Below are 13,389 nucleotides of genomic sequence, written 5' to 3' on the forward strand. Positions count from 1 at the left end.
AAAGCATGAGTGAAGCTTACAAGCAGGCGGGAGTGGACATTGACGCCGGCAACGAAGCGGTTGAACGGATGAAAAAACATGTCAAGCGCACATTCCGCCCGGAGGTTTTGACTGACTTGGGTGGTTTTGGCGCGCTTTTCGGCCTTGATACAAGCAAATATAAAAAGCCGGTGCTCGTATCGGGCACGGATGGGGTAGGAACGAAATTGAAAATCGCATTTGCGATGGATAAGCATGATACGATTGGAATTGACGCGGTCGCCATGTGTGTCAACGACATTGTGGTACAGGGCGCTGAGCCGCTGTTTTTCCTTGATTACCTTGCCTGCGGCAAAGTTGTCCCGGAACGCATCGAAGCGATTGTCAAAGGAATTGCCGACGGATGCGAGCAATCCCGGTGCGCGCTTATCGGCGGCGAAACCGCGGAAATGCCAGGGATGTATGACGAATCGGAGTATGATATTGCGGGCTTTAGCGTAGGTGTAGTGGATGCTGATGAGATCATCGACGGCAAAAACATCAAGCCTGGCGATGTGATCATCGGTATGGCTTCCAGCGGGGTTCATAGCAACGGATTTTCGCTTGTGCGCAAGGTTCTGCTGGACAACGTTGGAATGTCACTGACGGATAACGTGGCGGAACTTGGCGGTACGCTGGGGGAGACGCTCTTGACGCCGACGCGCATTTACGTGAAATCGTGCCTTGCTTTGCTGGAAAAAGTGCGGGTGAACGGCTTTGTGCACATTACCGGCGGTGGATTTTACGACAATATTCCGCGCATCTTGCCGGAAGGAACAGCGGCTCAAATCGAGTACGGCTCCTGGGATATTCCGCCGGTGTTTACGCTTGTGGAAGAGAAAGGGCGTATATCGAAAAAAGACATGTTTCGTACGTTTAATATGGGGATTGGCATGATTGCCATCGTTCGGGAAAATGAGGCGGCCGAAGCGCTCCGCGTATTGCAGGAAGCGGGAGAGAAGGCGCAGATAATTGGCCGGATTGTACAGGGAGAGCAAGATGTACGCTTTGGCGGGGGGAATTGGTAATGAAAATCGCCGTCTTTGCTTCTGGAAGCGGCTCAAATTTCGCTGCTATTATGGAAGCTATTAGGAACAGGACGCTAACCGATGTGGAAGTAGCACTGCTTGTCTGTGACAGGCCTGGCGCATATGTGCTTACGAGGGCGGATTCTTACCAAGTGCCGACGTTTGTGTTCTCCGCCAGAGATTATCCGGACAAGCCAAGCTTTGAAAGGGAAATTCTCAAACAGCTTGAAGAGTTTGGTATAGAGCTTATCGTACTTGCGGGTTACATGCGCTTGATCGGTGACACGCTTTTAAAAGTGTACGGTGGGCACATTATCAATTTGCATCCGTCTCTCCTGCCTTCTTTTCCTGGAAAAGATGCTATTGGTCAGGCTTTACGCTATGGTGTGAAAGTTACAGGAATTACTGTCCATTTTGTGGATGAAGGCATGGATACGGGGCCGATTATCGCGCAGCGTTCTATTCCAGTGTACGGCAGCGATACGGAAGAAACGCTGGCGGCGCGCATTCATCGGGAAGAGCACCATTTGCTTCCTCAGGTGATTCAGCTTCTGGTAGACGGCAAGGTTCATCTTGATGGACGACATGTACGTGTTGATGCGGAAGATTTTGAATACGGTAGAGGAGTGGAAAAACTGTGAGTGCAGTACAGGTAAAACGCGCATTGATTAGCGTATCGGATAAAACAGGCATCATAGAGTTCGCCAAAGAACTGGAGAAACTGGGTGTAGAAATTATCTCCACTGGCGGTACAGCTGCTCTGCTACAAAAAGAAGGAGTAAAGGTGATCGGCATTTCTGACGTAACCGGCTTTCCTGAAATTCTTGATGGGCGCTTAAAAACGTTGGATCCACATATTCATGGCGGATTGCTTGCTGTACGTGACAATGAAAAACATGTTCAGCAAATCGCCGAGCATAACATTACGCCGATTGATCTTGTGGTTGTTAACCTGTATCCGTTCAAACAAACGATCAGCAAGCCAAACGTAGCATTCGCCGAAGCGATTGAAAACATTGATATCGGTGGGCCGACGATGCTCCGTTCCGCGGCGAAAAACCATAAATATGTAACGGTGATTGTAGATGCGGACGATTATAGCAAAGTGCTTGAAGAAATCCAGACGAACGGAAGCGTATCGGATGAAACGAAGCGTAAATTAGCGGCCAAAGTATTCCGCCATACAGCCGCTTATGACGCACTTATTTCTCAATACTTAACTGAACAGGTTGGGGAGCAACTGCCGGAAAGCTATACGGTAACATATGAGAAAGTGCAGGATCTTCGTTACGGTGAGAATCCGCATCAGACCGCAGCCTTTTATCGTGAACCGCTCGCAGGACAAGGCAATATTGCTACCGCCAAGCAATTGCACGGCAAAGAACTGTCTTACAATAATATCAATGACGGCAACGCCGCACTTGCGATCGTCAAGGAATTTAGCGAACCGGCTATTGTCGCAGTGAAACATACGAATCCCTGCGGTGTGGGCATAGGAGCAACGATTCTGGAAGCGTACCAGAAGGCGTACGAATCTGATCCGGTTTCAATTTTTGGAGGGATCATCGCAGCGAACCGTCCGATCGATAAAGAAACGGCCTTGCAAATGAAGGAAATCTTTCTTGAAATCATCATGGCACCTTCCTTTACCGAAGAAGCGCTCGAAATTTTGCAGGAGAAGAAAAATCTACGCTTGCTGGAACTCGGAGATCTGACGGCAAAAGACAAAGCTGCGTGGAAGTTGACCAGCGTCGAAGGTGGCGCGCTGGTGCAGAGCGAAGATGCGAAACAAATTACAGAAGCTGACCTTGAAGTCGTGACGGATCGCAAGCCGACGAAGAAGGAAATCGAACAATTGCTGTTTGCGTGGAAAGTCGTAAAACACGTGAAATCGAATGCCATCGTTCTCGCCAAAGATAATATGACAATCGGCGTGGGCGCGGGACAAATGAACCGTGTGGGTGCAGCGCGTATCGCGATCGAGCAGGCGGGCGATAAAGCGTTTCGCAGCGTACTGGCGTCTGATGCGTTCTTCCCGATGCCGGATACGGTAGAAGAAGCCGCGAAAGCGGGTATTACCGCAGTGATTCAGCCGGGTGGTTCCATTCGCGATGAAGACTCCATCAAAGTGGCGAATGAGCACGGCATTGCGATGGTATTTACGAAGATCCGCCATTTCAAACACTAAAGTAAAGAGAGGGAGTAAATTCAATGAAAGTACTCGTTGTCGGCGGTGGCGGTCGCGAACACGCCCTTGTATGGAAGCTGGCGCAAAGCCCGAAAGTATCTCGCGTTTACTGCGCGCCGGGGAACGCTGGTATCGCGCAGGTGGCCGAGTGCGTGCCGATTGGTGTCAATGACTTTGCGGCTCTTGCGGAGTTTGCGAAAAAAGAAAGCATCGAGCTGACGGTAGTCGGTCCGGAAGACCCGCTGCTCGGCGGCATTGTGGATTATTTTGAGGAACAGGGGCTAAAAATTTTTGGACCCAAAAAAGAGGCGGCGCTGATTGAAGGCAGTAAAGCGTTCGCTAAAGAGCTAATGAAGAAGTATAACATTCCGACCGGCGCGTACTGTGCTTTTACTGATTATGAAGCGGCCCTTGCTTACGTACGTGAGCAGGGCGCGCCGATCGTTATTAAAGCGGATGGTTTGGCAGCAGGTAAAGGCGTAACCGTGGCGTTTACGCTTGAGGAGGCGGAAGAAGCGTTGCGGGCGATGATGGTGGATGATGTGTTCTCAGGCGCTGGCGCCCGCGTTGTCATTGAAGAATATCTGGCCGGTGAGGAAATGACGCTGCTGTCGTTTGTAGATGGCGAAACGGTTATTCCGATGGTGCCGTCGCAGGATCACAAGCCGGTGTTTAACGATGACAGAGGCCCGAACACAGGTGGTATGGGAACGTATTCTCCGGTACCGCATATGGACGAGTTGGTTGTTCGTCGGGCCATTGATGAAATCGTCATTCCGACGGCTAAAGCGATGGTGGCTGAAGGGCGTCCGTTCCGTGGCATTTTGTATGCAGGATTGATGATTACGGACAAAGGACCAAAAGTCATTGAATTTAATGCGCGTTTTGGTGATCCGGAAACACAGGTTGTACTCCCGCGTCTCGCGAGCGATTTGGCCGATATTTTTCTCGCGACAGTGAATGGAAGGTTAGATGAGTGCCGTGTAGAATGGAAAAAAGACGCAACAGTTTGCGTCATTATGGCGTCTGAAGGTTATCCTGGTTCTTATTTGAAAGGCCGCGAAATTACCGGACTGCCGGAAAATACGGATGACGTGATCGTGTTTCACGCCGGAACGGCTGAGAAGGACGGTCGCATTGTGACAAGCGGCGGTCGCGTGCTTGGCGTGACCGCGATCGGAGAAGATTTGTCTGAAGCCCAGCGTAAAGCGTATGAAACAGTAAAGCGAATTTCGTTTGTAGGTGCGCATTACCGCACCGATATCGGGGCGAAAGCGTTGCGCCGAGCGGAAGAAAAAACAAAATAATCGGCAAAGGCGAAGCCACGCGGTTGCTATGATTTATAGCGACCGCGCGACTTCCCATTTTTAGCCCACATTATAGCTACGACAATAACAGAAGCGACAATGGTTAGAATGACGTATAAATTGTCGCTTACGACCTCCCACATAAGTCGATCCATATGTGCTTCCTCCTTTGTGCGTGTTTATTCGCTTATCGCCGGCAGCGTGGATAACTGCGGATGCGATATGGACGTTTATTTTCGCCGTTTATTGTGCTGATGTCAAGCAGCGCGAGCAGCGGGCAGAAGCGGGTAATACCTTCAGCTACTTTCAGGGCGCTGAGCATAATCAACACACATGTAGAAGTCCGGTAAGGATAGCGGGCAAGACGGGCTATGCCGTAAGAAAGGCCCATGAGTCCGAACGTAATCCGGATGAGTGCGTCACATATACCTACATTTTGTTTCATTTTGCAGTCCCCCTATATCTGAAAACTGTACATTCTTTTCTTAGCATGTGGAAAGAAAAAGGGAATATGCATAGGCTGTATGGCTTTTCCTTGGAAAAAGCGTAAGATTTTAATAGTACTATTAGAAGTATAGTAACAATAAAAAAATACTTATGCGAAAAGTTATACTTTTTTTAGATACAAAATACTATATTACTAGACGAAGACACAATAATGATGTACAATATTTTCAGAATAATAGGTTTTTTATTAATAAAAACAAATTTTATTTTCTGATTCAAAAATACAATATAGAGGGAGGGGATTTGTTTAGAAATAAGATATTTTTGCTTTTTTGAAAAAGGAGATTTTATTTGAAAAATAGGGGGCACATGATGAAGAAAAGAAAAGTCACAGGTATTCTTTTATCTCTCATGCTATCTGCCGGAATAGCAGTTGGTTGCAGCGGCGGGACGAAAGATGCGAATACATCCGCTTCAGGCGGACAGGGCGCAGCTGGGGATACGATTAAAATCGGAGCGAACCTTGAGCTTTCTGGGGGAACTGCATCGTATGGCCAATCTTCTGGTCAGGGGATCGAACTGGCTGTGGAGGAAATTAACAAGAATGGCGGGATCAACGGCAAAAAGCTGGAAGTGGTGAAAGTTGACAATAAGTCCGACCCGGCTGAGTCGACCAATGCCGCAATTAAGCTGATCAGTCAGGAGAAAGTAGCGGCGATTATCGGGCCGGCTACAAGCGGGGCTGTTTTGGCTGAGGTTGAGGTGGCTACCAAGAATAAAACGCCAGTGATTACAACTGCCGGTACAAGCACAAAAATTACGGTAAATGATGACGGGTCAGTAAATGATTTTATGTTCCGCACCTGCTTTATTGATCCGTTTCAGGGAAAAGTGGCAGCAAATTTTGCAACGAAAGAGTTGAAAGTGAAGACAGCCGCTATTTTTTCCGATAGCTCCAGTGATTATGCGAAAGGTTTAGCGGACGCATTTGAGAAAAAGTTTACAGAAAATGGCGGGAAAGTGGTAGCGAAAGAAGCGTATGTGGCAAAGGATACTGACTTTCGTGCTACGCTCACGCGCATTAAATCCGCAAACCCTGAGTTCATCTTTATTCCTGGATACTACGAAGAAGTAGGTCTAATTGTGAAACAGGCGCGTGAACTGGGAATTAAAGCAGTATTGATGGGTGGAGATGGTTGGGATTCTCCGACGTTGGTTGAACTGGCTGGAAAAGATGCGCTGAACAATGCGTACACGATCGTCCACTACTCATCCGATGATCCGGATCCGAAAATTCAAAACTTCGTCAAAGCTTTTAAGGAAAAGTACAACGGAAAATCTCCTAATGGATTTAACGCTTTAGGGTATGATTCCGTTTATTTTCTAGCTGACGCGCTTAAGCGGGCTGGTGATTTAGACCCGATTAAGATTAAAGACGCTCTGGCGCAAACAAAAGATTTGCAGCTTGTATCAGGAAAATTCAGCGTGGATGAGCAGCATAACCCGATTAAGTCAGCTACAATCTTAGAGTACAAAGATGGGAAGCAAGTATTTAAAACAAAAATTAATCCGTAAGTATACGAATGGGGGGCTTGCCCCCCATTCGAAATGTAAGGGGCACATTGTCGCGTTGTCGCGCGAAAGCATTGCCTGGAAGGAGTGGGAACATGGAACTGGTACAGCAGCTTATAAACGGTATTTCACTAGGAAGTATTTATGCTTTAATTGCACTTGGTTATACGATGGTTTATGGAATTATTAAGCTCATTAATTTTGCACATGGCGATGTTTTCATGGTGGGTGCTTTTGTTGGATTTTATGCGGTTACCGTCATGGGGCTGAGTTTTTTTCCTGCACTGTTGTTCGCGATGGTCGTCTGCGCGATTTTCGGCGTGTTGATTGAGCGGATCGCATATAAGCCGCTGCGCAATGCGACAAGAATCGCCGCTCTGATTACAGCTATTGGCGTCTCGTTGTTCATTGAATATAGCACGGTTTATATAAGGGGAGCACAACCGGAAGCGTATCCGGCTGATGTGATTCCGAATAAAAGCTTTGAAATTTTTGGAGTGACCGTTAATAGTCAGTCGTTATTCATTCTCGGCGTTTCGCTTGCGTTGATGGTTATTCTGCAATTTATTGTGCACAAAACAAAAATAGGAAAAGCAATGAGAGCGGTTTCATACGATGCAGAAGCTGCTCGTTTGATGGGAATTAATGTCGACAATACCATCTCGGCAACGTTTGCGATCGGATCGGCGTTGGCCGGCGCGGCTGGCGTTATTTTCGGAATTTATTATGTCAAAATTGACCCGCTAATGGGGATTATTCCAGGCCTTAAAGCGTTTGTTGCAGCGGTGCTGGGCGGTATCGGAATTATTCCAGGCGCGATGGTGGGCGGCTTGGTCCTTGGCGTGGTGGAATCTTTGGTCAGCGCTGTCGGATATTCGCTGTGGAGAGATGGGGTTGCTTTTGTCGTTTTGATTCTAATTCTGATTTTTAAGCCGTACGGATTGTTTGGCAAAAACGTCAGGGAGAAAGTGTAGAGGGGGGGAGAAAAATGCAACGGAAGAGAGTGAAAGGTTTCTGGTTATCCATTCTCCTTGCCATTGCTTTTTATGCAGTTATTCAATATCTTATATCTTTTTCTATGCTTAATACGTTTTATGAGAATACGCTGTACTTTATATGTATCAATATTATCCTCGCTGTTAGTCTTCACTTGGTTATCGGTATCACGGGCCAGTTCTCCATCGGGCATGCTGGCTTTTTGGCTGTTGGTGCTTATATTTCGGCCATTTGTACAATGAAATTAGAGCTGCCATTTAGCGTAGCGTTAATTGCCGGGGGGATTGTAGCGGCTATAGCCGGATTGGTTGTCGGCATCCCCAGCTTACGGCTTAAAGGGGATTATTTGGCAATTGCAACATTAGGCTTTGGTGAAATTATTCGAATTACTTTTTTGAACATTGATTATGTAGGCGGAGCCAGTGGGATGCAAGTATCCCATATGACAGATTGGACCACGCTATTCGTTTGCCTGTTGATTACGATTATCGTAATTATCAACTTTACGAATTCTACGCATGGGAGGGCGTGCATTTCGGTTAGAGAGGATGAAATTGCGGCCGATGCTATGGGAGTGAATACGACATACTACAAGGTCATTGCCTTTGTCCTGGGTTCTTTCTTTGCGGGAATTGCCGGTGGATTGTATGCACATAACTTCTATATCATTCAGCCCACAAACTTTGGCTTTTTAAAATCGTTTGATATTTTGATTTTTGTTGTGTTAGGTGGCTTGGGAAGCATGTCGGGCGCGGTGATTTCCGCTATTTTATTAACGATTGTGTCTACCTTCTTGCAGGATTATCCAGAAACGCGGATGATTATTTACAGTTTGGTTTTAATTATTGTGATGATTTATCGCCCGCAGGGATTGATGGGTACGAAGGAAATTACGGAACTCTTTAAGAAGAAACGCACAGGCATCGAAGGAGGAGAACCAGGTGGCAAACACACCGCTGCTTAAAGTAGACAGCGTCGGCATTCAATTTGGCGGGCTAAAGGCCGTCTCTGGTGTAAATGTGGAACTGTATCACGGGGAGCTTGTTGGACTTATCGGTCCGAATGGAGCTGGAAAAACAACATTTTTTAACCTTTTAACAGGCGTATATGTACCGACGGAAGGGCACATTTTTCTGAATGACGAAAAGTTGAACGGACTTGTACCATATCAAATCACCCGTAAGGGAATTAGCCGGACATTTCAGAATATTCGTCTGTTTGGTGATCTGTCGGTGCTTGACAACGTCAAGGTCGCTTACCACTCGCTTGCGAAACATTCGATTGTCAGTTCGATTCTCCGTTTGCCTTCCCATTTTTCCGGGGAGCGGGAGATGGAGAAGAAAGCGATTGAGTTTCTCAAAATTTTTAAGCTTGATAAACTGAAAGACGAGATGGCGAAAAATTTGCCGTACGGACAGCAACGTCGTCTGGAAATTGCCCGCGCGCTTGCGGCTCATCCGAAACTGCTTTTGCTTGATGAACCGGCGGCGGGGATGAATCCACAAGAAACGAAAGAGCTGATGGAGCTGATTGCGTTTATCCGCAAAGAGTTTAATCTTACCATCTTGTTGATTGAACACGACATGCCGCTTGTGATGGGCGTGTGCGAACGGATTTATGTTCTCGATCATGGACAATTAATTGCGCATGGCTCGCCGGAGGAGATCCGAAATAACCCGAAGGTGATTGAAGCGTATCTCGGCGAGGAGGTTTTGTAATGTTAAAGGTAGACAATATTGACGTATATTATGGAAATATTCAAGCATTGAAAAGTGTGTCATTGGAAGTGAATCAGGGGGAAATTGTGACGCTTATCGGGGCGAACGGAGCGGGAAAAAGTACGTTGCTTAAAACGATTTCCGGACTTCTAAAGCCAAGGCAGGGCAATATTGTATATCTTGACCAATTCATTGCGGGCAAACAGGCGCAGGCGATTGTAAAGCAAGGAATATCCCACGTACCGGAAGGGCGCCGTGTGTTTGCCAATATGACAGTGGAAGAAAACTTGGAACTGGGCGCGTTTTTGCGCCGCGACAAAGATGGTATGCGCAAGGATTTTGAGAAAGTATACGATTTGTTTCCGCGTCTGCTGGAACGCCGCAAACAATTGGCGGGCACGCTTTCCGGCGGAGAACAGCAAATGTTGGCGATGGGCAGGGCGCTGATGGCGCGTCCGAAGCTGCTCTTGCTTGATGAGCCATCTATGGGACTTGCGCCTCTGCTTGTAAAAACCATTTTTCGTATTATTCAGGAAATTAATGAAGCAGGCACAACCATTCTTCTGGTAGAGCAGAATGCGCATATGGCCCTTTCCGTAGCCAATCGGGCATACGTTCTCGAAACGGGCCGTGTTGTTCTTTCAGGCACAGCAGCCGAACTGAATGCCAGCGATGAGGTGAAGATGGCGTATTTAGGCGGACATTAATACAACATGCGGATTCTTCCTTTATGATGAAAGTTGCACGAATTTTTAAATAGAGGAAGAAATCCGCATATTTTCTTTCTATATATTTTTGTAATTCTACGTACTTGGGCATAAATTTTAGAGGAAAGCTATACTAAAGAAGTATGGTAAGATATAGGAAAATGATAAAAAGAAGAGGGATTATTATGAGAAAAAAAGTATGGGCGGCATCGTTGCTTGCTTTGAGCCTGTCTTTTACCAGCGCTTGCGGACTGCTTGATAAGCTGGAAAACAAGAGGCAGCAAAATATGCCGAACATCGAAACGGCTACCGGAGCGGTTCCTGAATCGGTGTCCAAGTACGTAGCTCCCTTAACCGGTCTTCCCGTCGAGAGTGAAAACAAGGATCGCGTTGTGATGGTCATGGTGAATAACCATTCCAAGGCGCGGCCGCAGTCCGGATTAGATCAGGCTGATATGGTGTATGAGATGTTGGAAGAAGGGCTTATCACCCGGTTTATGGCGTTTTACCAAAGCAAGTCACCGAAAGTAGTTGGGCCTGTGCGCAGTATCCGTCCGTATAATATTGAAATCGGACAAGGGTTTGACGCCATTATGTCGCATGCCGGAGGCAGCGTCGCCGCACTCAGCATGCTTCGCAGTGGCGATTATGCTGATATGGATGAAATTTACACATATCCAAAAGCTTACTGGCGCGATAAATCACGCAAAGCGCCGCACAATTTATATACAAACATTGAAAAGCTGCGTAAAGGAGCAGAAGAAAAAGGCTACAACCTCGGGGGAGATATTCCAGTTTTCTTATTTAAAAAGGAAGATGAATCGGTAGAGGGAGAGCCAGGAACGAAAATCAGCATTCGCTATTCCAAAAGGAATACAGCGGGGTACGAATACGATCCGGCCACAAAACAGTACAAGCGGTTTACCGCAGGCAAACCTCATCTGGATAAAGAGACAGGCAAGCAATTGCTTGCGACCAATGTGCTGGTCATTGCGGCGCACCATCGTGTATTGGACGGCGAAGGTCGCCTGGAAATTGATACGGAAGGGCCAGGAGAAGGTTATCTGTTTCAGCGCGGCAAGGCGCTAAAAATTACCTGGGAGCGGAAAGATGGGGCGATTCGCGCCTATCAAAATGGTGTAGAAGTACCGCTGTATCCCGGTACGACCTGGGTCAATGTTGTACCAACAACCCCGTCCTTCTCTGAACATATGACGTTTGAATAAGAAAGTGAATAGATCCACCCGTTTGGTTAACGTGGTGGATCTATTCATGACCAGAGGATTTCTATTGTTTACTTTTTCGTTATGATAAATTTGCTCATCTCTTTCTCCAGTGTTTCAGACATATGAGCTAACGAAGAAGAATTTGCCGCCACTTCTTCAACGGTCGCCGACTGCTCTTCCGCTGAAGAAGCTACTTCTTGAGCGGCTGCTGCTGACGCTTGAGCAATGGTGGCGATTTCTTGCAACGATTGCAAAATCTCTTGTGTATTGCTTTCTAACCTGTGAAAGATCTGCTCGATTTTTTTAATATTGTTTTCTGTCGCTCCAACTTTGGAGACAATGATGTCCAATGATTTTCCACCATATTTGATGATATCAACTTGCTTTTCTATAGCACTGAAATTACTTTCCATTGTACGAATGGTAATGGCTGTTTCCGCCTGAATATCGCGAATCATTTCGGTTATTTTTTTGGCAGCTATATTTGATTCCTCGGCAAGTTTATGTACTTCATCCGCTACTACCGCGAATCCTTTGCCATGTTCACCTGCCCGTGCTGCTTCAACCGCCGCATTTAACGCCAAAAGATTGGTTTGGCTGGAGATGTCGGTAATCGTTGTAATAATTCCTCCGATTTCTTCCGAACGACGTTCTAACTTTTGAATGGATTCAGTCGCTGAAGAAATCGTATCGCATACAACGTTAAGATGATGAATCGCTTCATGAATAGAACGGTTTCCTTCGTGGGCGGCGTTTGTTGCTTCTAAGGCATGTTCCATTGTCTTTTTCACTTGCTCATGTCCTTCTTTTGTTTCCTCCATTGCCTGTTCCATTTTCTCAAGAATGATGGAAGCCGCGTCGGCTTGACGGTTTGTTCCATCCGCCACTTCGTTAATGATAGTGGCAATCCGTTGGGAAGCTTCACCGCTTTGATTTGCGGAAGCTGATAATTCATGGCTGCTTGCGTTTAAATCAGATGATAGGGTTTGCATATCCTTGACGAGTGCCAACAGCTTTAGCCTCATTTGTTCAAAAGCGGCTCCAAGTTGCCCGATTTCATCTTTAGTATGCACAATGACTTTATCGGTCAGGTTTCCGTGTGCAATTTGCTGTGTTCCCGTCAAAAGCTGGGATAGAGGCAAAGTAATGGCACGGCTTATTTTCAAAGCGATTACGATGGAAAGAAGGAGCACGATTGATGAAGAGATAAGCAAGACCGTTTTCAAAAATGAAATCTCATCATCCAGTTGTTTAACGACAGCGCGAATGTTTTGCAGGGCTTCCGCACGAAACTTGTCTACCTTTTCGTTAATGCTTTCGGCATATGCGTCAAACTCGCCCATTGTTTCGTTTCCTTTTGCTGTGCCACCTTGAATGTAGTCATGCGCCATTTTTTTTCCCATATTGTAATATTCGTTGAACGACATCTGAATTTCTTGTAATCTTTGCTCCTGTTCCGGATAAAAGGAGCGCATTTCTCCGAGCGTTTTTTCAAATTGTTTAGCATATTCTTCGGCTTTATCGAAACCGTCATCCAAACCTTTTGCGGCTTTCGTAACGCTAATATCGGTGAGCCATTGCTGAACTTGCACAACGGATAATTTCATGTCATCGGCTTTTAAAGCTATCGGCAATGTTTTGGTTTCCATGTGCTGAATATTTTTCGTATTTTGGCTGATTTGCAGCAGAACAAAGGCTAAAACGGCTGCAAATAACAAAAAAATCATCGTAAAAGAAAGTAGCAATTTTCCTTTAATACTTTTCAAACATATCTCTCCTCTTTCAATAATGAACCTCTCCCACTTACCATAGGTTGAAGTGGGGGTTTCTGAACGATCCACCTCGGCAGAACAGGCGATCAACGGGTTGTCGCTGATCTCACAGACACGTGCCGTCTGCGAGGGGAATCATTCAGCAACACACCCTTACGGGCGTGGGGCGGAACAAACCATCTACTACTTCTCGCTTAGGCGATCCGTAGATACGTGGGTTTCTGTATTTCAAACGGCAAGGACTGAATCCGATTTTCATACAACACTTTGGACAGTAGATTCGCCGCACCGTGAATGTCCCGATGTTGGGTATAGCCGCACGAACAGCGATACATACGCCCACGCACGTTCTTTTTCGCCCCGCAAACCGGACAGGTTTGCGATGTATAGCGTTCCTTGCGCTTATGGAG

Annotated in this window: 14 protein-coding genes; 10 read left to right on the top strand and 4 right to left on the bottom strand. The window is 46.6% G+C overall.

Annotation, left to right across the window (positions count from 1 at the left end; genetic code table 11):
• The first annotated feature begins 5 nt into the window (after nucleotides 1–5).
• The 4 genes from purM to purD are packed head-to-tail and all read left to right on the top strand — an operon-like array spanning nucleotide 6 to nucleotide 4,541.
• Complete coding sequence (gene purM, locus BLR88_RS10145; RefSeq protein WP_057899951.1) at nucleotides 6–1,046, top strand: phosphoribosylformylglycinamidine cyclo-ligase; 1,041 nt, start codon at nucleotides 6–8, stop codon at nucleotides 1,044–1,046.
• Nucleotides 1,046–1,687: a phosphoribosylglycinamide formyltransferase gene (gene purN, locus BLR88_RS10150; RefSeq protein ID WP_175493595.1), complete on the top strand. Its 642-nt coding sequence runs from the start codon at nucleotides 1,046–1,048 to the stop codon at nucleotides 1,685–1,687. Before purM ends, purN begins: the two co-directional genes overlap by 1 nt.
• Nucleotides 1,684–3,234: a bifunctional phosphoribosylaminoimidazolecarboxamide formyltransferase/IMP cyclohydrolase gene (purH, locus tag BLR88_RS10155; RefSeq protein WP_057899949.1), complete on the top strand. Its 1,551-nt coding sequence runs from the start codon at nucleotides 1,684–1,686 to the stop codon at nucleotides 3,232–3,234. Before purN ends, purH begins: the two co-directional genes overlap by 4 nt.
• A 23-nt stretch (nucleotides 3,235–3,257) precedes the next feature.
• A complete protein-coding gene (gene purD, locus BLR88_RS10160) occupies nucleotides 3,258–4,541 on the top strand; it encodes a phosphoribosylamine--glycine ligase (protein WP_057899948.1) in 1,284 nt (427 codons plus the stop codon).
• A gap of 26 nt (nucleotides 4,542–4,567) precedes the next feature.
• On the opposite strand, the gene BLR88_RS20370 is transcribed toward purD, so the two are convergent.
• Both BLR88_RS20370 and BLR88_RS10165 read right to left on the bottom strand, forming a co-directional pair.
• Entirely contained in the window at nucleotides 4,568–4,696 is a 129-nt protein-coding gene (locus tag BLR88_RS20370; RefSeq protein ID WP_257721577.1) for an EYxxD motif small membrane protein, read from the bottom strand.
• Nucleotides 4,697–4,728: 32 nt separating this feature from the next.
• The gene (locus BLR88_RS10165; protein ID WP_057899947.1) at nucleotides 4,729–4,986 is read right to left on the bottom strand and encodes a YgaP family membrane protein; all 258 of its coding nucleotides are present in this window, start codon (nucleotides 4,984–4,986) and stop codon (nucleotides 4,729–4,731) included.
• A gap of 374 nt (nucleotides 4,987–5,360) precedes the next feature.
• Here BLR88_RS10165 and BLR88_RS10170 point away from each other — a divergent pair, with 374 nt between their 5' ends.
• The 6 genes from BLR88_RS10170 to BLR88_RS10195 all read left to right on the top strand — a co-directional run bounded on the left by BLR88_RS10170 (nucleotide 5,361) and on the right by BLR88_RS10195 (nucleotide 11,207).
• Nucleotides 5,361–6,563: an ABC transporter substrate-binding protein gene (locus BLR88_RS10170; protein ID WP_057899946.1), complete on the top strand. Its 1,203-nt coding sequence runs from the start codon at nucleotides 5,361–5,363 to the stop codon at nucleotides 6,561–6,563.
• A 92-nt stretch (nucleotides 6,564–6,655) separates the two neighbouring features.
• A complete protein-coding gene (locus tag BLR88_RS10175) occupies nucleotides 6,656–7,534 on the top strand; it encodes a branched-chain amino acid ABC transporter permease (RefSeq protein WP_057899945.1) in 879 nt (292 codons plus the stop codon).
• A 14-nt stretch (nucleotides 7,535–7,548) separates the two neighbouring features.
• Nucleotides 7,549–8,520, top strand: coding sequence for a branched-chain amino acid ABC transporter permease (locus BLR88_RS10180; protein WP_091260587.1), 972 nt, complete (start codon nucleotides 7,549–7,551; stop codon nucleotides 8,518–8,520).
• Entirely contained in the window at nucleotides 8,498–9,274 is a 777-nt protein-coding gene (locus BLR88_RS10185; RefSeq protein ID WP_057899943.1) for an ABC transporter ATP-binding protein, read from the top strand. The genes BLR88_RS10180 and BLR88_RS10185 overlap by 23 nt, the downstream gene beginning before the upstream one ends.
• The gene (locus tag BLR88_RS10190; RefSeq protein ID WP_057899942.1) at nucleotides 9,274–9,981 is read left to right on the top strand and encodes an ABC transporter ATP-binding protein; all 708 of its coding nucleotides are present in this window, start codon (nucleotides 9,274–9,276) and stop codon (nucleotides 9,979–9,981) included. Before BLR88_RS10185 ends, BLR88_RS10190 begins: the two co-directional genes overlap by 1 nt.
• Nucleotides 9,982–10,166: 185 nt before the next feature.
• Nucleotides 10,167–11,207 (top strand): DUF3048 domain-containing protein, encoded by a 1,041-nt coding sequence (locus BLR88_RS10195; RefSeq protein WP_175493596.1) that lies wholly within the window; start codon nucleotides 10,167–10,169, stop codon nucleotides 11,205–11,207.
• Nucleotides 11,208–11,275: 68 nt separating this feature from the next.
• On the opposite strand, the gene BLR88_RS10200 is transcribed toward BLR88_RS10195, so the two are convergent.
• The gene (locus tag BLR88_RS10200; RefSeq protein WP_091260589.1) at nucleotides 11,276–12,973 is read right to left on the bottom strand and encodes a methyl-accepting chemotaxis protein; all 1,698 of its coding nucleotides are present in this window, start codon (nucleotides 12,971–12,973) and stop codon (nucleotides 11,276–11,278) included.
• A 200-nt stretch (nucleotides 12,974–13,173) separates the two neighbouring features.
• On the bottom strand, nucleotides 13,174–13,389 hold a 216-nt coding region (locus tag BLR88_RS10205), incomplete at its 5' end, for a zinc ribbon domain-containing protein (protein WP_139184957.1).

Origin of the sequence: Aneurinibacillus thermoaerophilus, from assembly GCF_900099925.1 — a bacterium.
In the GTDB taxonomy this organism is placed as follows: domain Bacteria; phylum Bacillota; class Bacilli; order Aneurinibacillales; family Aneurinibacillaceae; genus Aneurinibacillus; species Aneurinibacillus thermoaerophilus.

Bases quoted from the DNA above. Each gene is read 5' to 3' on its own strand.
- purM (WP_057899951.1), top strand. From the start codon at position 6: ATGAGTGAAGCTTACAAGCAGGCGGGAGTGGACATTGACGCCGGCAAC.
- purN (WP_175493595.1), top strand. From the start codon at position 1,046: ATGAAAATCGCCGTCTTTGCTTCTGGAAGCGGCTCAAATTTCGCTGCT.
- purD (WP_057899948.1), top strand. From the start codon at position 3,258: ATGAAAGTACTCGTTGTCGGCGGTGGCGGTCGCGAACACGCCCTTGTA.
- BLR88_RS20370 (WP_257721577.1), bottom strand. From the start codon at position 4,696: ATGGATCGACTTATGTGGGAGGTCGTAAGCGACAATTTATACGTCATT.
- BLR88_RS10165 (WP_057899947.1), bottom strand. From the start codon at position 4,986: ATGAAACAAAATGTAGGTATATGTGACGCACTCATCCGGATTACGTTC.
- BLR88_RS10170 (WP_057899946.1), top strand. From the start codon at position 5,361: ATGAAGAAAAGAAAAGTCACAGGTATTCTTTTATCTCTCATGCTATCT.
- BLR88_RS10175 (WP_057899945.1), top strand. From the start codon at position 6,656: ATGGAACTGGTACAGCAGCTTATAAACGGTATTTCACTAGGAAGTATT.
- BLR88_RS10180 (WP_091260587.1), top strand. From the start codon at position 7,549: ATGCAACGGAAGAGAGTGAAAGGTTTCTGGTTATCCATTCTCCTTGCC.
- BLR88_RS10190 (WP_057899942.1), top strand. From the start codon at position 9,274: ATGTTAAAGGTAGACAATATTGACGTATATTATGGAAATATTCAAGCA.
- BLR88_RS10195 (WP_175493596.1), top strand. From the start codon at position 10,167: ATGAGAAAAAAAGTATGGGCGGCATCGTTGCTTGCTTTGAGCCTGTCT.